Source organism: Labilibaculum sp., assembly GCF_041595635.1.
Taxonomy (GTDB): domain Bacteria; phylum Bacteroidota; class Bacteroidia; order Bacteroidales; family Marinifilaceae; genus Labilibaculum.
Window position 1 is genome coordinate 38,061 of the sequence record NZ_JBFHJW010000008.1, and the last position, 24,456, is coordinate 62,516.

Annotated in this window: 21 protein-coding genes; 13 read left to right on the forward strand and 8 right to left on the reverse strand. The window is 36.3% G+C overall.

Annotated elements, in window-relative coordinates:
• Window positions 1-2: 2 nt before the first annotated feature.
• The 4 genes from ABYT26_RS04030 to ABYT26_RS04045 form a co-directional block, all read right to left on the reverse strand.
• Window positions 3-2,717 (reverse strand): carboxypeptidase-like regulatory domain-containing protein, encoded by a 2,715-nt coding sequence (locus ABYT26_RS04030; RefSeq protein ID WP_372751615.1) that lies wholly within the window; start codon window positions 2,715-2,717, stop codon window positions 3-5.
• A gap of 9 nt (window positions 2,718-2,726) precedes the next feature.
• On the reverse strand, window positions 2,727-3,416 hold the full coding sequence (locus tag ABYT26_RS04035; RefSeq protein ID WP_372751616.1) for a hypothetical protein: 690 nt from the start codon (window positions 3,414-3,416) through the stop codon (window positions 2,727-2,729).
• A gap of 11 nt (window positions 3,417-3,427) precedes the next feature.
• Complete coding sequence (locus tag ABYT26_RS04040) at window positions 3,428-4,552, reverse strand: DUF4249 domain-containing protein (protein ID WP_372751617.1); 1,125 nt, start codon at window positions 4,550-4,552, stop codon at window positions 3,428-3,430.
• Between the two features lie 83 nt (window positions 4,553-4,635).
• On the reverse strand, window positions 4,636-5,082 hold the full coding sequence (locus ABYT26_RS04045; RefSeq protein ID WP_372751618.1) for an NfeD family protein: 447 nt from the start codon (window positions 5,080-5,082) through the stop codon (window positions 4,636-4,638).
• A gap of 258 nt (window positions 5,083-5,340) precedes the next feature.
• On the opposite strand from ABYT26_RS04045, the gene ABYT26_RS04050 reads away from it, so the two are divergent.
• The 6 genes from ABYT26_RS04050 to ABYT26_RS04075 all read left to right on the forward strand — a co-directional run bounded on the left by ABYT26_RS04050 (window position 5,341) and on the right by ABYT26_RS04075 (window position 11,915).
• A complete protein-coding gene (locus tag ABYT26_RS04050; RefSeq protein WP_372751619.1) occupies window positions 5,341-6,489 on the forward strand; it encodes an acyl-CoA dehydrogenase family protein in 1,149 nt (382 codons plus the stop codon).
• 9 nt (window positions 6,490-6,498) lie between these two features.
• Entirely contained in the window at window positions 6,499-7,494 is a 996-nt protein-coding gene (locus tag ABYT26_RS04055; RefSeq protein WP_372751620.1) for an isopentenyl-diphosphate delta-isomerase, read from the forward strand.
• A 98-nt stretch (window positions 7,495-7,592) separates the two neighbouring features.
• On the forward strand, window positions 7,593-8,951 hold the full coding sequence (locus tag ABYT26_RS04060; protein ID WP_372751658.1) for a hydroxymethylglutaryl-CoA reductase, degradative: 1,359 nt from the start codon (window positions 7,593-7,595) through the stop codon (window positions 8,949-8,951).
• Between the two features lie 3 nt (window positions 8,952-8,954).
• A complete protein-coding gene (locus tag ABYT26_RS04065; protein WP_372751621.1) occupies window positions 8,955-9,881 on the forward strand; it encodes a GYDIA family GHMP kinase in 927 nt (308 codons plus the stop codon).
• Between the two features lie 12 nt (window positions 9,882-9,893).
• Window positions 9,894-10,946: a diphosphomevalonate/mevalonate 3,5-bisphosphate decarboxylase family protein gene (locus ABYT26_RS04070; protein ID WP_372751622.1), complete on the forward strand. Its 1,053-nt coding sequence runs from the start codon at window positions 9,894-9,896 to the stop codon at window positions 10,944-10,946.
• Window positions 10,947-10,952: 6 nt separating this feature from the next.
• Window positions 10,953-11,915, forward strand: coding sequence for a mevalonate kinase (locus ABYT26_RS04075; RefSeq protein ID WP_372751623.1), 963 nt, complete (start codon window positions 10,953-10,955; stop codon window positions 11,913-11,915).
• 44 nt (window positions 11,916-11,959) lie between these two features.
• Here ABYT26_RS04075 and ABYT26_RS04080 read toward each other — a convergent pair whose 3' ends face one another.
• Window positions 11,960-13,882: a tetratricopeptide repeat protein gene (locus ABYT26_RS04080; protein ID WP_372751624.1), complete on the reverse strand. Its 1,923-nt coding sequence runs from the start codon at window positions 13,880-13,882 to the stop codon at window positions 11,960-11,962.
• Between the two features lie 164 nt (window positions 13,883-14,046).
• A complete protein-coding gene (locus ABYT26_RS04085; protein WP_372751625.1) occupies window positions 14,047-15,273 on the reverse strand; it encodes an OmpP1/FadL family transporter in 1,227 nt (408 codons plus the stop codon).
• Between the two features lie 234 nt (window positions 15,274-15,507).
• Here ABYT26_RS04085 and ABYT26_RS04090 point away from each other — a divergent pair, with 234 nt between their 5' ends.
• From ABYT26_RS04090 to ABYT26_RS04100, 3 genes are all read left to right on the forward strand, one after another.
• Entirely contained in the window at window positions 15,508-16,650 is a 1,143-nt protein-coding gene (locus ABYT26_RS04090) for a Fic family protein (RefSeq protein WP_372751626.1), read from the forward strand.
• A gap of 82 nt (window positions 16,651-16,732) precedes the next feature.
• On the forward strand, window positions 16,733-17,314 hold the full coding sequence (locus ABYT26_RS04095; protein WP_372751659.1) for a type IX secretion system membrane protein PorP/SprF: 582 nt from the start codon (window positions 16,733-16,735) through the stop codon (window positions 17,312-17,314).
• 18 nt (window positions 17,315-17,332) lie between these two features.
• Window positions 17,333-19,237 carry an OmpA family protein gene (locus ABYT26_RS04100; RefSeq protein WP_372751627.1) on the forward strand — a complete coding sequence of 635 codons (1,905 nt, stop codon included), beginning with the start codon at window positions 17,333-17,335 and terminating at the stop codon, window positions 19,235-19,237.
• A 71-nt stretch (window positions 19,238-19,308) separates the two neighbouring features.
• Here ABYT26_RS04100 and sucD read toward each other — a convergent pair whose 3' ends face one another.
• Both sucD and sucC read right to left on the reverse strand, forming a co-directional pair.
• Window positions 19,309-20,187 carry a succinate--CoA ligase subunit alpha gene (gene sucD, locus ABYT26_RS04105; protein ID WP_372751628.1) on the reverse strand — a complete coding sequence of 293 codons (879 nt, stop codon included), beginning with the start codon at window positions 20,185-20,187 and terminating at the stop codon, window positions 19,309-19,311.
• Window positions 20,187-21,356, reverse strand: coding sequence for an ADP-forming succinate--CoA ligase subunit beta (gene sucC / locus ABYT26_RS04110; protein WP_372751629.1), 1,170 nt, complete (start codon window positions 21,354-21,356; stop codon window positions 20,187-20,189). Before sucC ends, sucD begins: the two co-directional genes overlap by 1 nt.
• 483 nt (window positions 21,357-21,839) lie before the next feature.
• Between sucC and ABYT26_RS04115 the strand changes: the two genes are divergently transcribed.
• The 4 genes from ABYT26_RS04115 (at window position 21,840) to ABYT26_RS04130 (ending at window position 24,435) form a co-directional block, all read left to right on the forward strand.
• Window positions 21,840-22,235, forward strand: a complete 396-nt coding sequence (locus ABYT26_RS04115; protein WP_372751630.1) for a YbjN domain-containing protein — start codon at window positions 21,840-21,842, stop codon at window positions 22,233-22,235.
• Window positions 22,236-22,254: 19 nt separating this feature from the next.
• Window positions 22,255-22,959 carry a PspA/IM30 family protein gene (locus ABYT26_RS04120; RefSeq protein ID WP_372751631.1) on the forward strand — a complete coding sequence of 235 codons (705 nt, stop codon included), beginning with the start codon at window positions 22,255-22,257 and terminating at the stop codon, window positions 22,957-22,959.
• Window positions 22,960-22,987: 28 nt separating this feature from the next.
• Window positions 22,988-23,524, forward strand: a complete 537-nt coding sequence (locus ABYT26_RS04125) for a DUF4178 domain-containing protein (RefSeq protein ID WP_372751632.1) — start codon at window positions 22,988-22,990, stop codon at window positions 23,522-23,524.
• 113 nt (window positions 23,525-23,637) lie between these two features.
• On the forward strand, window positions 23,638-24,435 hold the full coding sequence (locus tag ABYT26_RS04130; protein ID WP_372751633.1) for a hypothetical protein: 798 nt from the start codon (window positions 23,638-23,640) through the stop codon (window positions 24,433-24,435).
• The last annotated feature ends 21 nt before the right edge of the window (window positions 24,436-24,456 follow it).

Genomic DNA, 24,456 nt, shown 5'->3' on the forward strand with positions numbered 1-24,456 from the left:
CTTTAAAATTCAATGTTATAAGTTACTGTTGGAATGGTGTTTTCAAACACTGATAATTTGTAGCCAACGATTGACGAATCTTCTGATCTGAAATAAACAGAGTATGCATTGTTGTGGGCGGTAAGGTTATACAAGCCAAAAATCCATGAGGTGCGATAGGCTCTGTGTTTTTTCAAACTACCTTTTAACAGTAAGGAAATGTCGGTTCTAAAATAGTTGGACAAACGGTAGGCATTTCGCTCGGAGTAGTAAATTACGGTAACTCCTTGTAAGTTGTATTTCGCGATAGGATAAGTGGTTGGTTTTCCGGTGTGGAATACTGTATTGCTTGAGAATACGAATCGCCTGGAGAGTCGGAAACTGAAAAAAGCCTTGATGTTGTGAGGTTGGTCCGAGGGAGCTTGATACCAGTTGCCGTCGTTTACCGCAAATTCACCGCTTTTGTCTTTCGATTTCAGAAAACTCCTTGCGTAACTATAGCTCAGCATTGTATTAAAACGACCTTTGCTTTTCTTCAAATAAAATTCAAGTCCGTAATTTTTTCCTTTGGCATTTAAAACCTCTGTTTCTAAATGGTCATTCAGATAAAGCTGTGCTCCATCTTTGTAATCTTTAGCGTTCTGAACTTTCTTGTAATAGGTTTCCACTGAAAATTCAAAATTAGAATTTGGAATGTTATTGTAGTAGCCTAAGGAAAACTGATCTCCTATTTGTGGTTTTAAATAGCGATCGGAAAGTTTCCATGTGTCGGTAGGAGAAATAGCTGTGGTATTTGATAATAGATGAATGTATTGACGACTTCGGTTGTAACTCGCTTTAATTGAGCTATTGTTGTTTAGCACATAACTTAACGAAAGCCGGTACTCAGGTCCGTGGTAAATATTGTTTAAACCCGAGCTTGTAATGGTATCTGTTATGTTATACACGCTTGTCGTGTCGTTGAGGTATTTTAATTCTGTTTTTTTACCCACATTGGCATAAAAAGAATAACGAATGCCTGCTTCTGCACTAATATGCCCGTTTAGATCATGTTTAGCGCCTAGGAACAGTGCGGTTTCAAGCGCATTCTCTTCTGGAATATTGCTTGAACTAACCACTGAATTTTCTGAGTTCGGCTGTAAGTCGCCGGGACTAATGTTGTAATATTTTAGTTCGGCACCCATATCTACACTTGTGTAAATGCTTTTTTCAAAATTAAAGTGCGATTTAAAACCGGCTTCGTTTACCTGATGTCGCAATTGAAATGCGTTGCTTTCAATTGCGCTGGAACTGATATCGTATGAGAAATTTGTAAAGTAGGCGCTTAGGTTCATTTTTAACGAATCTGAAAATCGATGCCTCCAGTTTAAAGAGCTCACAAAGTTGTTGAACTGGTATATTGTGTCGGAATGCAATTGAAATTCATCTTTACTGTTGTAGTAACTAAGTTCGATCTGATTCTTCGAATTTGCCTTGTAAAGTATTTTTCCTTGCAGATCTGAGAAATTTGCTTTGGAGTCGCTGAGTTCTTCTGATTTTATTCTATTAAGTATCCATTCGGAATAGGTAAAGCGAAAGGAATTTACGATTGAAAGTTTGTTTTTTAGTAGTGGTAAGTTGAGATATGCTTTGGCGGTGATCGGACTAATTCCAACTTTAGCTTCTACTTGTTTTGCAATGGTATTGTTGGAGTGAATGTCGTAGGTAGAGGAAATTCTCCCCCCAAATTGAACAGGGATACTCGATTTATAGAGACTAGCCTCCTGTATCATATCATTATTAAAGGCAGAAAAGAAACCAAAAAAATGGGCAGGATAGTAAATAGGAGCATTGTCTATAAGGATGAGATTTTGATCGGTGGTGCCTCCGCGAACATTAAAACCGATGCTTCCTTCTCCGGCACTTTCTACACCTGGTAACATGGTGGTACTCTTAATAATATCAGGTTCTCCCAAGGCAGAAGGCAAAGATTCAATGTCTTTTGTCTGTATGTATTCCAAACCCATTGATGTTCTGTTCACTTTGTCGTTTTTGGCTAAAACCTGCACTTCTTGAATGTTCTGAACTTCACTCATTAATTGAACATTAAGGCGACCATCTCCACGCAGGTTAATTTTTCGAGAAGTTGATTTTAAGCCCATATATCTAAAATTTAATGTGTAAAAACCGGGCGGCAGTTCCAATTCAAAATATCCATTTTTGTTGGAGGTAACTCCTTTGCTTAAATTGGGAAAATAGATTTCAACACCTTTTAGGGCCTGTGAACTTTCAAAATGGCTAATGGTTCCAAAAAGTTTTACTTTTTTCTTTCCTAGAGCAGTTCCAATTGCATGAATTTTATATTCTTGTTCCTGCATCGCTGATAGACTTATTTCTTTCTCTTCAATATCTATTTCACTTGTGTTCTTAGTTTTTTCCTTTAAACTAAAATCTTGCGTTACATTTTCATATTGGGTAATGATAATTAAATTTTCTCTTTGGATGAATTGAAGTTGGCTACCTGATAAAATATCAGTCATGATAGTTGAAATTTTTTCATTTGTGTAACTTTTGTTTAAACTCACCTTTTCGAGCCAGGTTCTTTCAAAAAACAGTTCTATTTGATGCTTTGTTTTCAATTCAGTAGCAAATTCAATAAATGTCATTCCTTTTCGACCAATACTGATTTCTTTTTGCCCTATGGAGAAAGATGGAAAAAGAATCAATAGACTAAAAATCAGGAGAAGTGTGCGTTTCATAGGGGGTATTTATAGATCGAATTTAGTAAGAATAGGGAGGGCATCTAATGGTGTATGCTTGTTGATCTTTAATTTATGGGTGCGAATAAATCTTCTGATTTCTTTTTTTTGTTGAGGGAAAAAATTCAGAATATCTTTAGTTTTCTTTATTTTGCTTAATTGTTGTTTTTTTATGATATACATTCGTGAATTATCAACGTATTTGAAGGTTTTTGATGCATTTTTCGAATTCAACATTCGAGCTTTTGAATGTTTTACTACATATCTTAACGATTCACTGTTAAAAATCTGATAGTAAGCATTTTGTTGTAATTCGTCATGTATAAAATTGCCCCTCATAAAATGATAGTTTTGTTCTCTCTCTAACACGGTAAATCCTTCCAGAAAATAGGGGTTAAGCACGATGTTACGGCTTGTGTTATCTTCGGTTGGAATGGCTATTATAATTTCATCTTTTGTGATGTCGTAGAAGAATTTCTGATTTTTGAAGTCTTTTCCTTTAAATCGTAGATCTCCGTTAAGTTCTAATTGCGAGAGAAAAAGTTGCTCGCCTTGTGCAATCGAATAGTTCGGAACCCAAAGTTTTCCGTTGATGATGTTTTCAGAATCGGTGGAGAGTAAGGCCTGAGCATACAGACTGGGACAAAATTCAATCAGTAAAAAAATGCAGACAAATAGAATTTGTAATCTTATTTTCATAGATAAACAGTTTAAGGCCAAAATGAGGGTTTTGTAGGGGAATATTTTACATTACAATCGTAGCAATACCTATATCGAACAAGAAATATATGAAAATCGTCTTCCCAATAATCTCGTACGGTATAATAAGTGCTTGAATCGGGACTTCCCTCCTGCATTCTTAGGGTAATTAGCTCGCATTCTGGAGGGGAATCAGGAAACTCCATTTCAAAGTCGTCGGTAGAGAAACTAGTATACTTGGTGCTTACACTAGATGCTTCGAAATAGCCAAGAACTAGATTATCGGAGTCGCAAGCGCAAATATTACCTGCGGCATTTGAAGGGATTACGTCGTATAGACTTCCATTGTTTTGAATTGAGGATTGTATGTTATTCCAAAATTCATATCCAGAAAAATTTATCGAATACAAGGACAGGCGGATGAAATATTCATAATTTAGTTTCACTTCATCTTCATAGATGCTTGTGGAGGATAGATGTGAAAAACTCTTGGTGCTTAAGTTGGACCCATCATAAATAAAAACATCATCAGAATAAGCGTAAGGGTAGCATATTTTAGAAGGATTGTCTGTTAATGCTGTGTAAAAGGGAGATTGCCATTCCCAGCTTTCTTGATATTCCCAACGCAAGTAATTACTCTCATTGGTAGAATCTTGGGCATCCATAAAAATTTCTACCCCATCTTTACTACTGGCATCACTCTGAAGAATACTGCCTTCTTCTCCGTAAATGGATGTGATAAGAACTGAAGGTTGAATGGTTTCGGGATTCGACTCGTAATGTTCGCCATCACTGGTTTCTATTTCTATCCAATACGATTCACCTATTTGACCTTGGAATGACAGATCTTGCGTTTCGTAAACTCCTGGTGATGTTTCTATAAACGTATCTGAATTTCCCCTTCCATCTTTAATGAAAATTATGGCGTCGGTTTCGGGATCTAATGTGTCGGCTTCGTATAAATTTACGGTTCTATACAAATTCACTTCGTAGGGACCTGCTTGATTGGTTATTTTTCCATCAACCACTAAAATGGATACTTCAGAATCGCTATCCAGGTAAAACTTTTCGGTGCAGGAGTAAAAAATCAGGTTGATGAGTAAAAGGAGAAAAAAAATGATTTTTTGTGTGTGCATTTTTGTAGGGTTAGGAAAAAGAGACTTTATGGATTGTGAATATACAAATTAGTCATCATATTAGCTAAAGATGGAGTTTGCTTTTAGTTCGGAATTATTTTTACGGTAATTGATGATTTGCCGATTTTCAATACTTCCACAAAAGAATCTTTTGAAATAACTTCTCCAAATTCTGATTTAGCTCTCCAAGTGGATCCTAACATTTGAACAGAACCTTTTTTCATATTCTGATTAATCTCCTCTGAAACAATGGCTTTTTTACCGATTAAAGCTTGTAGTTCCAAATAGGATTGCTTTGTTTTATTGGTGGAGGAATTCTTTTGAAACGACTTGAAAAGAAACAAACAAGTTATGATGCTAGCGCTAAAGAAAAGGAATTGTGTCCAAATAGGAGGTTCTAGAAAACAAAATAGAGCACAACATGAAAATACCAATCCGAAAGAGGCAAATAAAAAGGTCGATTTAAAAATTTCAATAGTAAAAAGGCCAGTTGATAGCACGAGGAAAATATGCCAAATTTCTATATCCATTATTATTTGTTTTTTTAAGGAGGTGTATAAAGTTATGTTATCTGAATTGTAATGTCAAGTGTCAAAAGTGTCAAATTTTATGTTTTAAAATAATTGTTCGTATAAAGGACGCTGAAAGGCTATTTTTAGGGGGTATTGGAATTTCCTGGAATTATCATTTAAAATCATTCTAAATAATTTTAAAAAAATGAACTTTTTAATTAGGTTTGCCCTCTTAATTACAGACTCGCAAGTCTTAAAATAATTAATCAAGTAAAAATGATGAATCCATACATTACAGCAGATCACGAAGCAATTCGAAAAAAAGTAAGGAATTTTGCCGAAAAGGAAGTGAAGCCTTTGGCTTTTGAATTGGATGATAAAGAGAAGTTTAGTTCTCATTTAACCCAACGAATGGGAGAGTTGGGATTATTTGGGATTCATTTGCCGAAAAAGTATGGAGGACAAGCAAAAGATTATCTTTCTTTATTGATTGCAGTTGAGGAAATTGCCAAAGTAGATGCATCACAGGCGTCGACTCTTGCTGCTCATAATTCATTGGGAATAGGTCCGATTTACTATTTTGGCAATGAGGATCAAAAACAAAAATATTTGCCAAAGCTTACTTCTGGAAAACATGTATGGGCATTCGGATTAACTGAAGATAATGCAGGATCTGACTCTCGGGGAACAGAATCAGTTGGTATTCTTCAGGGGAACAATTGGGTAATAAATGGGAGTAAAAAGTTCATTTCGAATGCTTCCTCTGATATGTCTTTAGGGGTAACATTGCAAGTGGTTACTGCCAATGATGATGGAAAAAAAGAATTATCAGCTATCTTAGTAGAACGAAGCGCTTCTGGTTTCTCAGCGGCATCGTTAAAAGGAAAAATGATGTGGCGAGCCTCTGATACGGCTGAATTGAATTTCGAGAACTGTAAAGTGCCCAAAGAAAATTTATTGGGTAACTTAGGCGAAGGAGCTAAAATTATGCTTCAAACTTTAGATTCTGGTCGTCTAACCATTGCTGCTATGGGATTGGGTTTGGCTCAGGGAGCCTACGAATTGGCTTTAGCTTATGCTCAAAAAAGAGAACAATTTGGCAAGGCAATTTCTAAATTTCAAGCCATTGGTTTTAAGTTAGCCGATATGGCTACAAAAATCGAGGCTGCCCGAAATCTACTTTATCATGCTTGTTGGCTAAAGGATAATGGTCACGCATTTGGAAAAGAAGCAGCGATGGCGAAATTGTACTGTTCCGAAGTAGCTCAGGAAGTAGCAAATGAGGCAGTGCAAATTCATGGAGCACATGGACTGATTAAGGAATCGGCAGTGGAACGTTTTTATCGCGATCAGCGAATATTACAAATAGGAGAAGGAACATCTGAGATTCTTAGATTGGTGATTTCTCGATACATAGGTTGTTAGTTGATAATTATGGCAGACAGAAAAAAAGATCATATTGAATTGGCTTTTCGCTCGCAAATGAAAAATGCATTGGTGGATGAAAGGTTTTATTACGAACCCTTGCTTAGTGCTCATCCTAAGGAAGAGGATCCGAGTTTTGCTTTTTTGGGAAAGAGCCTGCAAATGCCAATATGGGTTTCCAGTATGACCGGAGGAACTGAATTGGCGGGTGAAATTAATCGAAACTTGGCTCGTGCCTGTGCCGAATTTGGTATGGGAATGGGATTGGGATCTTGTCGCTCTCTTTTGGATAGAGATGCAAATTTTTCTGATTTCGATGTTCGGTCCATTATCGGTGATGATTTGCCTTTGTATGCCAATTTGGGCATCTGCCAACTCGAAGAACTCATTCAAAGTAAAAAAGTCAGCAAAATTATTCGTTTGGTTGGTCGTTTGCGTGCCGATGGTTTAATTATTCATATTAATCCTATGCAGGAATGGTTGCAGCCTGAAGGTGACCACATCAGTTTATCACCTTTGGAAAGTTTGGAATACTTGCTTGACGAAGTAGATTTCCCGATTGTTGTGAAGGAAGTAGGACAGGGAATGGGACCGGAAAGTTTGCGTGCTTTGTTGCACTTGCCGATTCAGGCAATAGAATTTGCAGCTTTTGGAGGAACTAATTTTGCCAAATTAGAATTGATGCGTCAGGTTGATTCTTCAGTTCAATTGTTTGAGCCCCTGTCGAAAATTGGCCATTCAGCCTATGAGATGATAGATTGGGTGAATGAAATTGTTGCCACAGATAAAGAAGTGAAATGCAAGGAAATTATTGTTTCGGGTGGAATTCAAAATTTTCTGGACGGTTACTATTTAACGGAGAAATCAACTTTGCCAGCTATTTATGGTCAAGCTTCCACTCTTCTAAAATATGCAAAAGAATCCTATGAGGAATTAAAAGGCTATATCGAATTGCAAAGGAAAGGTTTTCAACTTGCAAAGAGTTTTTTACACATTAGAAAATAGGTATTTCACTTAAAAAAGCACTAGTTTTTTGGGACGAGAATATAAAAAATGTAATTTAGGACTCCGAAGTATTTTATTATTTCCGCGTTTGATTTTGAATCGAGCAGGAATCGAAAGGTAAAAATATGAAGCGTAAAGCAATTATTTCAGGTTTTTCTAAATTATCCCGCGAGGAGAAGATGGAAAAAATGGGTGAATTAACGGGAAGTGCCGAGAGGATAAAATCTCAGTTAGATAGTTTTCGCCTGCAAAATAAAGAACAGCAAGATTTGTTGGATGAAATTAGCGAGAATACTCTATCTAATTTTTATTTGCCATTTGGTGTTGCACCCAACTTTCTAATTAACAATCAGCTGTATCACATTCCAATGGTGATTGAGGAAAGTTCTGTGATTGCCGCAGCCTCAAGATCGGCTAAGTTTTGGGCCAGTCATGGAGGATTTTCAGCTCGGGTTGTTTCGATGGTAAAATCCGGACAGGTTCATTTTATATGGAAAGGTGATTCGGATCAATTGATGGATTTGCTGCCAGAATTAAAATTCGAATTGTATCGGGCTACCAAAGAATTAACCCGAAATATGCGCCAACGTGGCGGTGGAATTCAAAGTATTAAACTAGTGAATCTTAGTCACGAAATGGACAATTATTATCAGTTGCATGTAACATTTGAAACTGCTGATTCCATGGGAGCCAACTTTATAAATTCCTGTTTGGAGAAAATGGCTCAGCAACTAAAAAAATTCTTTCGGAATTATGAAGGCCTTTCGAATTTAGATCGTGAATGCGAAATAATCATGGCTATTCTTTCAAATTACACGCCCGATTGTTTAGTTGAGTGTTCTGTAGAGTGCAGTTTTGATGAGTTGGATGAAATTCATCCGGGGATTAGTGGACATGAATTTGCTGCTAAGTTCCAAAAAGCGGCTCAAATTGCTGAGTTAGATGTATATCGGGCAGCGACCCATAATAAAGGAATTTTTAATGGTGTTGATGCAGTTGCTTTAGCAACAGGAAACGATTTTAGAGCCATTGAGGCAAACGGACATGTTTTTGCCTCTAAAACAGGAAAATATAAAAGTTTAAGTCAGGTTAGTCTATCGAATAATCGCTTCAAATATCAGTTAATAATGCCTCTTTCTTTGGGGACTGTTGGAGGGTTAACAAGTTTGCACCCTTTGGCAAAATTTGGTCTGGAATTGCTTGGGAAACCTTCGGCGAAGGAACTAATGATGATTACTGCAGCAGCAGGTTTAGCAAATAATTTTGGTGCTTTGCGCTCATTGGTAACCACAGGAATTCAACAGGGACATATGAAAATGCATTTGTCTAATTTGTTAAATTCCCTAAAAGCAGATTACGATGAGAAAAAACAGGCTTTGGAATATTTTGCGCATAAGACCGTTTCTTACAGCGAAGTGGAATCTTTTATTAAGTCATTACGAACTAAGCTACAATAGAATTTGACCGCTTTACTTAAATATTATTCGAACGCTAAATTTCTACTTACAGGCGAATATTTTGTCTTGCATGGAGCATTAGCTTTTGCTATTCCCTTGCGATTTGGTCAATTTATGGAAGTTTCCTATTCGGACGAAGCAAATTTGGAATGGCTAGCTTTCGAAAAAGGAAAGTTATGGCTTCATTTTATAATTTCTGATCAGGAAATTAATAATCAGATAAATGAGGGAGAGAATGAAAAAGATTTTGTCTGTTTTTTGCTGAATAGAGCCAAAAGTTTAAACCCTTCTTTTCTTACGAATTGCCAATATCGCGTTCGAAGTGAAATTAATTTTGATCGCAATTGGGGACTGGGAAGTAGTTCTACTCTCATTAATAATGTAGCTAAATGGGCCAATGTGAATCCATACCAATTGCATTCGTTGGTTGCTAACGGATCGGGTTTTGATATTGCCTGCGCTAACTACGGTAAACCGATTTTGTTCCGTCGCGATGGCAATCATCCACTAATTTATCCTGTTGATTTTTCGCCTGCATTTACCCATCAGATTTACTTTGTGTATCTGGGTAAAAAACAGAAAAGCTCCGACTCGGTAAAATTCTTTCTTTCCGAAGCCAAACCAAAGCAGGAGAGTCTCGACAACATATCTCAATTAAGTAAAGATATTCTCGTAGTTAAAACATCCACAGAATTTGATGATCTGATTCGAAAACATGAAGATTTACTTGCTGATTTATTGGGCGAAGAATGTGTGAAAGAAAAGCTATTTCCCGATTTTGAGGGATCTGTAAAATCATTGGGAGCCTGGGGCGGTGATTTTGTGATGTTAAGAAGTGATTGGAGTAAAAGTAAAATACAGTCCTATTTTCAAAAGACAGGATTGACAAATATATTTTCCTGGAAAGAAATGATACTGAATAAAAATTAATTAACAAAAGAAATGAAGACCACTATCAATTCGGGATCAATTGGCTGGGAAAGTCCATCGAATATTGCACTCATAAAATACTGGGGAAAAAAAGGCAATCAGTTGCCCTGCAATCCTTCCATTAGCATGAGTTTAAAAAATTCACTTAGTCGTACTTTGCTTCATTATGAGCCAAAAACGAAAGAGAATGCCTTACGTTTTTTATTCGAAGGCAAAAGGCAAGTTCTTTTCGAACAGCGTATTTGTAAGTTTTTCGAGAGCTTGTCCGATCAGTTCAATTTTCTAAACGATTATCAATTTTCTATTTCTTCGGAGAATACTTTTCCGCATTCGGCAGGTATTGCCAGCTCTGCTTCGGCAATGAGTTCGCTGGCCTTGTGCTTATGTAGTATGGAAGAAGAAATATCGGGTAAACAACTAAGTAGCGATGATTTTTACAAAAAAGCAAGCCTAGTTGCTCGTTTGGGTTCTGGTAGTGCTTCCCGATCGGTTTATGGTGGTTTTGTGGCTTGGGGAGAAAGTCCTTCTTTTTCCAAATCATCCGATGAGTATGCAGCTTCTTTTTCGCAATACATTCACCCTGTTTTTCAGGATTTTCAGGATGCAATTCTTTTGGTAAGCTCAAAACAGAAGGAAGTTTCTAGTTCTGTTGGGCATGAGTTAATGAAAAATCATCCTTACGCAATGGCTAGATTTTCTCAGGCTAATGTTCATTTTGAAAGAATGTTGGGGGTTTTACGATCGGGCGATTTAAATGATTTTATTCAGATTATGGAGAATGAAGCACTGAGTTTGCATGGCTTAATGATGAATTCGACCCCTTCTTACACACTTTTAGAACCCAATACCTTGGAATTGATCGAGAGAATTCGATCTTTTCGGAGCTCTAACAATATTCCTGTTGGATTTACTTTGGATGCAGGGCCTAACATCCATTTGATGTATCCTAAGTCGGTAGGAGAAAAAGTTCTGCCTTTTATTGAATCTCAATTGTCGCATTTCTTGGAAGATGGACGATTTATTATGGATGAAAAAGGGGACGGACCCCGAAAAATTAAAATTTAAAGAGTTGTGAGAGTACATCCTAATTTATTTTATGCGAAAATTTTACTCTTTGGTGAGTACGGAGTTTTACTAAATTCGATGGGTTTAAGTATTCCTTATACCCATTTTATAGGAGAGTTAAGTTTTATTGGTGAGGATAAGTATACCGATCGGAATTTTGCGAAACGCTCCAATAGTGAATTGTTAAAATTTTTAAACTATCTAAAAGATAGATCTTCTTCCTATGAGGATTTTATCGATTTGGTGGCTTTCGAAAAGGATCTGAAAAATGGTTTGTATTTCGAATCGAGCATTCCCGAGAGTTATGGTTTGGGCAGTTCGGGGGCTTTGTGTGCTGCTGTTTATAAAAAATATGGAATTAAAGCGATTGGCAATAGCCGAAAGCTAAATAATGGTGAAATTATTCAATTGAAAAAGCTTTTGGCTCAGTTAGAGTCTGGTTTTCATGGGAAGAGTTCTGGTCTGGATCCTTTAAATTCTTACTTAAAAGTTCCTTTGCTTATTCATAATCAAAATCAGATTGAACAGGTGAGTTTGCCGGGAAGAAAATTCGGTGAAGACAGTGCTATTTTCCTGATTAACTCGCAAAAATCTGGTAATACAGAACCTTTGGTTCGTTCTTTTTTGAAGAATTGTGAGCGCAAAGAATTTGCAGATTTAATGGAGCAGGAATTCATTCCCATGAACAACGAGTGTATACATGAACTGGTGAATGGAAATGCCGATTCGTTTTTTTCGAAACTGGCTCGCTTATCAAAATTTCAATGGACACACTTTAAATCGATGATTCCTGATAGCTTTCTCGATTTATGGGTTGAAGGATTGACTAGCCAAAAATTTTGGTTGAAACTATGTGGCTCAGGTGGAGGTGGTTACTTGTTGGGATTTACAAGAAATTATTCGGCTACCAAAAACTTACTACTTTCCAAAGGCTACGATATTGTAACGGTTTACGAGAATGAGAGATAGCTTGCTCTCGTCTTGTTTTAAAACGATTTGATTTTTTGAGATTGTTAATTACTAATGAGCAATGGAATACTGTAAGTAACTTGCGTACCACTTTCCATGGGATTCATATTTTTTAGATCGGCAATTTCAAAATGCATCTTTTTAGATGATTTAAAATTGTAAATTTTAACACGGTCGATGGCAATGGATGTTGCAAGGGATTTGTGGTTTTTGTTAGTGCTTAAGTTCTTTGCCTCGTCAATACCAATTCCATTGTCCCTAATTTGAAAGTTGAGCATTTCTTTGTTTCCGTTTAGGAAAACTTGAACCTGAATTTTTGCATCTGGCTTGTTTCGCAGCATGCCGTGAATCAATGCATTTTCGACAAAAGGTTGAGCCAGCATAGGAGGAACAAGAACTTCATCTTGGTCGATATTTTCACCAATCTTAAATTCGTAGCTTATTTCATTTTCGAAACGCAATTTTTGCAAACCAATATAATCTTGTAAGGTTTCCAGCTCAGTTCTTAAGGAGACAAATTCTTCACGGGAATTCTCTAAAATTCCTCGTACTAAACTTGCTAATCTTGAAAGGTAATTGTTGGCTTCTTTATTTTTATGATCTAAAATAAAACTTTGAATGGCAGTTAAGGAATTGAATAAAAAGTGCGGATTCATTTGAGTTAGTAGCACTTTTTGTCGCAAATCCATTATTTTGTGATCGACTCGTAATCTATTAATCCGTAAAGAAATAAGAATGGCAACAACACCCACTATCAATACAACAATTAGAAGAATAATCCAGTAATTTTTTTTGCTTAATTCAAGTTGTTGAATCTGACTCTTTTGGGTGAGAACTTCTAATTCATTTTTTCGTTGTTCCGATTCATATTTGGCAGTAAGTTCGGCAACTGTTCGATTTTGGTAGATTGTAATTAAAGAATCTTTCAGGTGATTGTATTTTTTTAAATAGCTAATTGCTTCAACAGCTTTCTTTCTTTTTTCCAGAAAGGCAGAATAGTAGTAATAGGCTTCTTTTAATAGGTCTGAATAGTGATTTTGTTTGGATGTTTTAATCGATTTTTGAAAGTATTCCTCAGCTTTATTATCATTGTTTAATTTATTATAAACATTGGCTTTTAAGGTGAATATCTGACTAAGGCCCCAATAGTCGTTAAGTTGTATTCGTAGTTTTTCACATTCGTTGTAGTATTCTAATGCTTTATCGGCCTGGTTGAGAAAAACGTATGATTGACCAATATTTAAAAGAATGGTTGATTTCAGCTGCATATTTTCTGCATGCTTATTCAATTCTAAAGCGTGAAGCAAAAGGGTTAAGGATTCTTCGTAATTATTGAGTTCGACCTGAAGCACTCCCATATTGATAAATATATTTGTCAATCGGGCATAGTTATGAAGATCTTCATAAATTTTTTGAGCGGACTTATAAAAAACTAATGCTTTTTCAGTTTGATTAAGTGTTTGGTAAACACCTCCAATATTAAAGTAAGCACTGCCTACTCCACTTTTATACCCCAATGATTTGTAAATTTCTAAGGCTTTTAAGTATTGTTGCAAGGCTTTGTCATACATTCCAGTTCTTCTGTAAATAATACCAATATTCGAAGTTACCTTTCCAATATTAAGAGAATCACTTAGTTTGTTAAATTCGAGTATAGATTTTTCATAATAATATTGTGCAGAATCAAATACTCCTTGATAGAAATAGGTAACTCCAAGTGATTTACAGGAGGCGGCTATTATGTTAGCCTTATTTGATGGTAAAGCTAATTTGATTGCTTGTTTCCCTGTTTTTATGCTTGCATCAAAAGATGAGTCTCGTAGTTGTTCAGCACATTTAATGATCTCGAAAATTTTTTCTTTCTGAGGATTTTTGACCTTGTCAACGTTTTCATTAATAGCTGTTTGGTTAGAATATACTTGTAGGGAATTAATTATAATTAGTAAAAAGGGTAAAAGTAGTCGCATATATTAAAATGAATCAAATGCAAAGTGAAATTTTAATTACGCGTAAAATATAGATTTAAGTTGATTTTTTAGCCATGCTTTTTGTTTTTATTCGATTCCATTTTAAAACACAATAAAAGCCTGATCAAACGATCAGGCTTTTGACATCATAAGAGATGTGGTATTTATAGGTTGTAAGTAATACCAATTCCTGGTAAAAATCCTGTGTTTTTATATTCTCCTGCAAAACCACTATTTCCATCAGCAGCATCTACTTTTTCTCCATTGATATACAGTAAAGAAGCATCAAGGCTTAGTTTACTTGTTAGCAAATAGGAGAAACCTGCAGAAAGGCCGATCTTATCTGCACCTGGTGTTTCTGGAGTGTAAAAGTCTTTATTAGTAGGAGTTTCATCGTAGTAAAAACCTGCACGAATATCTAGTTTTTCATTTGCCGAATATTGTGCTCCAATTCGGTAAGTTGCAGTATTGCTCCAATCTCTCGTGCTTTCCGAATCTGCTAAGGCAGCTGTATTTGTTTCAAAGTCGAAATTCAATGATTCATATTCATTCCACTTTACAAAATTCACATCGGCAGAAACCAACCATTTTTCGTTTATTTGATAAGCCAATCCAATATTTAAACTAGCAGGAAGAGGAAGCGCTACAGCCACTCCACCATCAGGGAAATAGGCTGAAACAGCGTCGTTAACAGTAAAATCTGCTTCTGCATCAGTATATTCCAACTCTACATCTACTTGAGAACGATAGGAAAGACCAATGTTCAAATTCTCGTTGGCTTTTATAAATAGACCTACATTGTAGCCATACTGAATTTTATCTCCACTAATGTTTACTTGCCCGTCGGGAACTCCAAGACTACTTAGTGGAAGAGCTCTATTTAAATCAACTTCTCCGTATACAATGGTAAGTCCTGCTCCTACACTAATCCAATCAGCAAGCTGATACGAAAGCGTAGGTTGAAGGTAAATTGCTTTCAGGCTAATGTCTTGAATCAAGTATTTTCCTGACCAATCTTCACCAAAATCAATTTTATTCCCAAAAGGAGTGTAAACACCTATTCCGACAGCAAGTTTTTCATTTACTTTCATCGAACCATAAAGATAGAATGGCGTTCCTGTAGGATTATCTGTTTCTTCAGTTAAGCCATCGGCAGAGTATTCTGTTTTAATTAGTGTTGCAAATCCACCTAAAGAGAAACTATATTTTTGATCAAGAGTAGAGAGAGCTGCAGGATTCCATTGCATACTACTAGCATCAAAATTTAATGCAGTACCAACATGGCCCATTCCGGTTTGTTTATTTCCTTGCACATTAACAGCATAACCTTCTGCTTTTACGTTGTAAGCCAGTACTATAATTGCAATGGCTAAACATATTCTTTTTATCATAAATTGTGGTTTTATTAATTTGGTAGAAATATAGGTTCAATTTAATTTGAATGCAAGAAGTAATGGCTATTTGAGGAAGGTGATTCGTGCTGTATCCATTTATTTATAGATGTTATGGCCAAATAAAAATATATAGATATATAAAATTGTATTGATTTGTTTGTCAGTTTTTATTAAATTATTAATACATTTAACCTGAATAATAATTATTTATTCAAGGATATGACAAATAGAATGAATAAGAAAAGCACGGGTGATTTCATTTACCAAAGTTTTAAAGAGGGGTATAAAAGCGTTACGCCTTCTTTAATCAATCGTTCGTTCGAGTGGAAGGATAAACAGATAAATATTTTACTGGAATCTGCCATGCTTGAATTGGGGGAACTGAATGCTTATTCGAAATTTTTTCCAAATATTGAGCAACATTTGCCAATGTTTATCGCTCAAGAGGTTATTGCTTCGAACTTAATTGAGGGGAATAAATGTAATTTACAACAGGCATTCATTGATGATAATTCGAAGAGTTTTAAAAGTTTGTATGCTCAAAAAGAAATCAGTAATCATATAAAAGCAATTTGTTGGGGAGTTGATGAGTTGAAAAAATTTCCTTTATCGGTTCGTTTGATTAAAGACGCTCATCGTATATTGTGTGCCGATTTGCCCAAAAAAAAAGAGTTTGGTGGAAAATTTCGACCATATTACCGTGCTCTTGATCAACCTTTTGATGAAGAAATAAACTATATTCCACCCAATAAGCATGAGTTAAAAATTTTGATTAACGATGGGAAAAAATTCTGGAGAAATGATGATTTGGAATTGCCTCAATTGATTAAGATGGCTATCTCCTTGTATCAATTCGAAAATATACTGCCTTTTTTGGATGGGAATGGAAGAACGGCCAGAACATTAATTTTGTTCGAAGTTTTAAGTCTAAAATTTGTTGCTCTGCCTATTTTGAACCTTTCAGTTTTCTTCGAAAAAAATCGTTTGGAATATTACCATCGTTTAAATTTAATACGATCGAAAAATGATATTGAGCAATGGATTCGATTTTTTCTAAATGGCATAAAAGAAACAGCATTGCATTGTAAACAACTATTTTGTGGAATTAAGACCTTAAATCAAAATTATCAATTTGTAATTGAGAACAAAATGGGCAAGAAAAGAAAACAAACAGCGATTCGTTTACTCACTGTATTTTACTCAAATCCTTTTATGTCGGTAAATGAAATCAAAGAGAAATTAGGACTTAGTTTTCAGTCCGCTAATCAACTTATAAAAGAATTCGAATCGAATGGTTTGGTGAAAGAATACATTGGTGCTCGCCGAAATCGTATTTTTTACCTTTGGGAATACCTGCATTTGTTCGAGTTGTAATCCCTTATTTCTTTCTCGCTTTTATGCGAATTTACCTTTGTAACTATTATGTGGATGAATAGCTAGGTAATCAAGAGCAAAACTGGCCTTCGGAATTAAAGCTGGTTTCGACATGCTTCAAATTAATTTGACAAACTTGACGCTTAATCAGCAAAATGATGATACTTTTTCATCAGATTTTTCTGAAGATTTTATTTTGAATTTCGGACTGGGATTATACTATTATACTGAACGTTTCTATTTGGGAGTATCGGTACCTCGTTTGTTAAAAAACAACTACGATAACGATGGTTTTAATACCACTAGCTATGGTTATAAAGAACGTCATTATTTTATGACAATGGGGGCTCTGTTCGATCTCAATGAAAATTTAAAGTTTAAACCTTCAGTTTTAACAAAGATCGTTTGGAATGCACCAGTCTCTATCGATTTATCGGCTAATTTTATCTTGAATGACATGCTTTGGCTAGGAGCCGCTTATCGTATCGAGGATTCCATGAGTTTCCTGATTCATTACCAGCTAACCCAGCAGTTGCGAGTTGGATATGCCTACGATATGACCGAATCGGAACTGAGAAAATACAATCAAGGAACACATGAAGTCATGATCGCCTATGATTTCCAGTTCAATAAAAAGAAGGTGATGACTCCAAGATATTTCTAATTCTATTGAATGAAAATTATGAAAAAAATAGCAACGATAATACTTTTCATCGGAATACTATCAACGAGTTTTTCGGTGAATGCACAAATGCTTGAACGAGCAAATAAATATTTTGAATCATTTTCCTATCAGGAAGCCATTGAATTGTATGAGATTTTGTGGGAAAAGGATAGTTTAAACGAAAATGTAAGTAAGCAATTGGCAACCTCCTATCGAATGATAAATAATTCGGAAAAATCGGAATTGTGGTATGCTCGGCTTGTTCATTCTAACATAGCAACAAGTAATGATTATTTGTATTATGCAAGAGCTTTGCAAAGCAATAAGAAGTACGAAGAGGCAAAAATTTGGATGGACAAATATCAAAAAAGTACCTCTATTTCAAATTTTGAAAGCATTCGCCCAAAGCAAATTTCAGACTTGAAAAAAGATTCTTCCCGATATCGTGTAGAGCCAATTTCAGCAAATTCAGAACAGTCCGATTTTGGCGCAGCCTACTACAAAAACGAAATTGTTTTTTCATCTGCTAAAGAAAGGTCCAGCATCATCAAGCGGAATTATAAATGGAACAACCAAAACTATCTTCGTTTGTACAAAGCAGAAGTCATGCAAAATGGCGATTTGAATAATCCCAAATTGTTTTCTGGTAAGTTGGAAACAAATTATCACGATGGACCCGTTTGTTTTACTGCCGATGGCAATGAGATGTTCCTAACTCGTAATAATGTGAGTTCTTCGAAACGTGCGAAACGAGATGGGGAAGGTGTCGTAAACATTCAACTGTATCATTGTAAAAAGGAGGGTAATAAATGGTCAAAACCGGAATTGTTGCCTTTGAATTTAGAAGAATATTCTACCGGACATCCAGCCTTGTCGGATGATGGGAACAGTTTGTATTTTATTTCTGATCGTCCAGGTGGTTTTGGTGGTACCGATCTTTATGTAGCTACAAAAACCGTATCGGGTTGGAGCAACCCCAAAAATTTGGGCGAACACATTAATACTTCCGAAAATGAGATGTTTCCTTTCGTTACAGGTGACAAGTTGTTTTTTGCATCTAAGGGTCATTATGGACTCGGAGGACTCGATGTATTTACTATTGATTTGAAGCAGGAAAATGCGAAGCCGGTTAATATGGGTTTCCCGATTAATACTTCAAAAGATGATTTTGGATTGATTCTGAAAAATGGAGAAGGTTATTTTGCTTCGAATCGATTAAAAGGAGAGACTTATGATGATATTTACCACTTTGCAATTGTGTCGCGATTGCTAAAAGGGCAAGTGTTCAATGCAGAAACAAAGGAGATTCTAGGGAATTCAAAAGTGTCTTTGTTGGATGATCAGGGTGAAGTTCTCGAAAGTATAGATACGAAAGAGAATGGGAAATTTGAATTCATGATCTCAAAAGTTGCGGATTACAAAATTGAATCTGTAAAGGAAGGTTTTTCCAATGGATTGGAAACTGTTCTTGCTGTGAACTTACAGAACACTGTTGAGTATAATCTATCAGTTTATCAAATGCCAATACCAAAGGTTGAGACGAAAAAAGATCTTTTGGTTCAATCGGGAATGGTTTTGGAAAATATCTATTATGATTTAGACAAGTCAAATATTCGTAAGGATGCGGCTGAAGAGTTGGATAAATTGGCATTGCTTATGATCGAATATCCGGATCTTAAAATAGAGTTGAGTTCTCATACCGATTCACGGGCTAGCGATGCCTATAATATGGCTCTTTCCGAGCGAAGAGCAAAAGCAGCGGTCGAATATATCGTATCTAAAGGAATTTCATCAGATCGATTGAAGGCGAAAGGTTATGGTGAGACTAAATTGATTAATCATTGTACCAATGGTGTAAAATGTAGTAAGGCCGAACATCAGGCAAACCGTCGTACCGAAGTGAAGGTTTTAGAACAATATTAAATAAATAGAATAGTAGAAAAAGAGCCGTACATCAATTGTGCGGCTCTTTTTATTTAAAATTTATTAAGGTTTTATTTGCCTAATACTTCTCGCATTTTTTTACCGATATCAGCAGGTGATTTTACTACGTGAATTCCCGCAGCAGCCAAAGCCTTCATTTTTTCTTCGGCAGTACCTTTTCCACCAGCAATAATAGCGCCGGCATGTCCCATACGTTTGCCAGGAGGTGCTGTTTGTCCCGCAATAAATGCAACAACAGGTTTACTAACATTTTCAGCAATGTAAGCGGCAGCATCTTCTTCGTCCGATCCACCAATTTCGCCAATTAAAACAATGGCTTCGGTTTTAGGATCTTCATTTAAAAGTTTAACAGCAGCCATATGCTTTGTTCCGATAATCGGATCCCCACCAATACCAATTGCTGTTGATTGTCCCAAACCGGCTTCACCTAGCTGATGAACAGCCTCGTAGGTTAAAGTTCCTGATCGGGAAATAATACCGATGGTACCTGGTTTGTGAATAAAGCCTGGCATGATTCCAATTTTAGCTTCTCCTGGTGTAATAACGCCTGGACAGTTGGGACCAATTAGTCGTGTTTTTGGGTGTTTTTTTAGATATTCATGAACCTTTAACATGTCCAAAGTAGGAATTCCTTCGGTTATGCAAACAACCAAGGCAACGCCAGCATCAGCTGCTTCCATAATGGCATCGGCAGCAAATGGCGGTGGAACAAAAATTACCGAGGCATTGGCTCCAGTTTTCGAAACTGCACCACGCATGGTATTGTGAATTGGAATTTTATCCATAAACAGCTGACCGCCTTTGCCTGGGGTAACACCGGCAACTACATTGGTTCCATATTCTATCATTTGTTGGGTATGAAAAGCCCCTTCGGAACCTGTGATTCCTTGAACCACAAGTTTTGTGTTTTTATCTACTAATACACTCATTATGATTTCATGGTTTTAAGGGTGGCTACTACTTTTTTAGCAGCATCTTTTAGTTCTGTTGCTGCAATAATATTCATTCCTGATTCTTCCAAAAGTTTTTTGCCTTCTTCAGCGTTAGTCCCTTGCAAACGAACCACAATGGGTACTTTTGTATCGATGTTTTTAATGGCCTCAATCACTCCTTTTGCCACTCTGTCGCAACGAACAATTCCCCCAAAAATGTTGATTAAAACAGCCTTTACACTGCCATCGGAAAGGATGATTCGAAAGCCTTTTTCAACGGTTTCGGCCGAAGCTCCTCCTCCAACATCAAGGAAGTTTGCAGGTTCTCCGCCAGTTAGCTTAATAATATCCATGGTTCCCATAGCCAACCCAGCACCATTTACCATGCAACCTATATTTCCATCTAACTTAATGTAGTTTAATCCTGATTGACCAGCTTCAATTTCCAGAGGTTCTTCTTCATCTAAATCGCGCAATGCACTAATGTCTTTATGACGATACAAAGCGTTGTCGTCGAAATTGGCTTTGGCATCCAGGGCAATTACATCTCCTTCTTTGGTAACTACCAATGGGTTGATCTCAAAAATGGAAGCGTCGGTTCCCATGTAGGCTTTGTAAAGAGCCATCAGAAATTTTACCCCGTTTTTATGAGCATCTCCCGTTAGACCCAATGCAAAAGCCATTCGTCGTGCTTGAAAGGCTTGTAGACCAACGGCTGTATCAACGGCCACTTTTACAATTTTCTCGGGAGTTTCTTCGGCAACCTTCTCGATTTCCATTCCACCTTCGGTTGATACCATAAAGGTAACCTTCGAAGTGGCTCGATCCATTACGATTCCAGCATACAACTCGCGGTCGATGTTTGAAGCTGCTTCAATTAATATTTTTTTCACCAAATTTCCTTCCGGACCAGTCTGATGAGTGATTAGTGTCATGCCTAAGATATCGTTTGCGTAACGAGTGACATCTTTTGCTGTTGGTGCAAATTTAACACCTCCACCTTTGCCTCTTCCACCTGCGTGGATTTGGGCTTTTACTACTACGGGCAGGCCAATTTCCGACGCTGCTTTTTCAGCTTCCTTTACCGAAAAAGCAATTTTGCTTTCGGGAACAGGAACACCAAATGAGCGTAAAATGTCCTTTGCTTGATATTCGTGAATCTTCATTCTTACAATTTTATTTGTTAGGATTAGATAAAGACTTGCCCTAGATCTGTTTTTTTATTGTTTTCAATTGATTTTGAGTAACTAAGCAAGTCGGTAACAATAATTATTTAATTGGTTAACTTTAGAATAACCTAAATATATAAATATCTGTATGAAATAAAAAGGACATTTGCTGGAAATTTAAAAGAGTTTTTAGTCTTTTTGTTTTTTAGCTTGGATGATTTGAAAATCAGGCTAATTGACAATAAATGATAGAAGTGATGTATTTGTAGAATGGATTTTAGTATTGATTTGTGCATGTTTAGAACCGAAAATCATGTGAAAACTTCCATTTATCGAATAAAAAGAAGATTCTCCCGATAAAAGGAAGGTAGAAGTCTTCATATTTTGTAATTTCAAACCCAAAGTAAAAATCAAGATAGGAGAACTATTTTGGTTTGTGTAATTTGTTTATTTTTAATCAGAATTAGTAAATACATAAACATGAAAACATATTTTAGTAAGGTAAAAGAGTACCTTTTGAATTTGGAATATAATATTATACAGGAAGATGAAGCTGAAGAACTTTTTGTGGTTGAAAATCCGGAAGGTGGTATCGCCAACTTAGTGGTTGATTGTGAGGATCCAATTTTAATTGTTGAAGGATTGCTTTTTGAAATCAAAGAGGAGAATGTGGATCTTTACAAATCATTATTGATGAAGAATAGAGAAATTATTCATGGTGCCTTTGTACTAGATCAAACAGGAAAGAAAGTTCTTTTTAGAGATACACTTCAATTGGAGAATTTAGATCAAAATGAACTAGAAGCAACGCTTAATTCTTTGGAAATGTTATTGAGCGAATTCTCCGAAGAAATTATATCATTTTCAAAATTGTAACTTAATAAACCAATATAAAATGGGAATTTTTAGTAGATTATTTAACGTGGGCAAAGCAGAAGCTCACTCCGCTATAGATAAATTGGAAGATCCGATTAAGATGACCGAGCAGGGAATTAGAGATCTGAAAAAAGATTTAGATAAGAGTTTGCAGGCTTTGGCCGAAGTAAAAGCAATGGCCATTCGCAGTAAAAGAGAATTGAATGAGCAACAATCAGTAGCTAAAAACTACGAGCAAAAAGCAATATTATTGCTTCAAAAAGCAGAGAAAGGAGAGTTGCAAATGTCGGAAGCAGAACGGTTGGCTACTGAAGCTTTGGCGAAAAAGGAAGATGCCGTTTCGGCAGCAGTACGATCACAGGAATCGGTTGCTAAATTTGATACCAGTATCAGTCAGCTGGATACAAATGTGAAAAAGCTGAAATCGACTATCACTCGTTACGAAAATGAGTTGAGAACTTTAAAAGCGCGTGCTCGAGTTAGTCAGGCCACACAAAAAATAAACAAACAGCTTTCTGGAATTGATAGTTCAGGAACGGTTGGTATGTTAGAGAAAATGAAAGATAAAGTGGCTCAACAAGAAGCCATGGCCGAGGCTTACGGTGATATTGCTTTCGAAAATCGTAGTTTAGATGAGGAAATTGATGCTACTTTAAGCGATACCAATGTGAAAGCATCTAATGCATTGGAAGAGCTAAAAGCAAAAATGAAGAACAAAGAATAGCTGTTTGCAAAATTGAACGATAGTAAAAATGGGATTTACCGATTTTTTTAAACGGAAACAGCCGAAGTATGACACTACCAATATCCGGGTTACCGACCTGGATGTTGGTTTTGTTTTTGATTACGATTTATCGAGCTGGGAAGTACAAGCTAAATATGAGTATGATTGGGGCGACAATTATTTCTCGAAAGAATACAAAATTAATAATGGCAGTAAAACGCTTTTCCTTTCAGTGGAAGAGGATGATGAATTGTATTTGTCTGTTTCGCAGAAATTAAAAGTACGTCAGATTGGCACGCAGGTTCACGATGATCTGATGAGGCTTCAAAAAGCTCCTGACTCCTTCGAATATGAAGGGAAAAAGTATTTTTTGGAGAAAGAAGCTCCAGGTTATTTTAATGAAAAAGCTCGCAACGAAGATTGGGTGGAATTTATATCCTGGAATTATGAAGATGAGTCGGGAAATTTTTTGGTTTGCATTGAACAATGGGACGAAAAAGAATTCGAAGCTTCCTCTGGAAAGTTCATTCAAGAGTTCGAAATTTCCAATATCTTGCCGAAATGACTTGTGAATAGTTCTTTGTAACTTTGCAGTATAAAAAGAAGATGGAATTATTCCATTTCCAATTTATGGCTGCGAATTCATAATTCTTAACCGATAATTCAAACTTATAATTTATGAACACATTAACGAAAGTAATCCTCGGGATTATTGTTGTGTTTTTTATCGCTAAAACTTGTAGTAGAAGTGATTCTTCCTCTACAATTGCGGTGACTGAAACATGGCAAAAATCGCCAGTTGATAATATAATTAAAGATTTAAATGCAGAACAGAATTTCTCCATTGTCTTATTCGATATGGATGCTGATGAAGCTTCGGATTCTTATCGTCACCAATATCAGGTGATCATTGAAAAAGCAGATACTGTTACTGAGCAAAAATCTTCCTGGAAAAATGTGAGTGCTAGTTTCTTCTCTCAGCATCTTAACGATATGGGAATGGAAATTGCCTCTAAAAAGGATGGTGTAGTTACAAAACAAGCGGTTCCTGCAGGATACAATCATTATGTGGGGAATGAAAAATACGGACATTGGGAAAACCGTGGAGGATCTTCGTTTTGGGCTTTTTACGGACAATATGCCTTTATGTCATCTATGTTTAATATGATGAGCTACAGACGTTCCTATTGGGATGACTATCGTGGAGGTGGATATTATGGAAGTTCAAGAGGTTATTACGGTCCAAGTGGAAGTAGTCCTGTGTATGGAACAAAATCCTATACTTCGTCGGGGAGTGGAAGAAGCACAAAATGGGCAAGCAAACCTTCTAGCTTTAAAGATAAAGTGAGAAGTCGGGTGAGTCGTTCCAGTTCAAGCACAAGGTCATCTGCGCGATCATCAAGCAAAACTACCCGTAGCTCTTCAAGATACCGTAGCAGCTCAACTCGTTCTCGTAGCGGGGGATTCGGAAAATAAACCATTGTGTAATTCATAGAT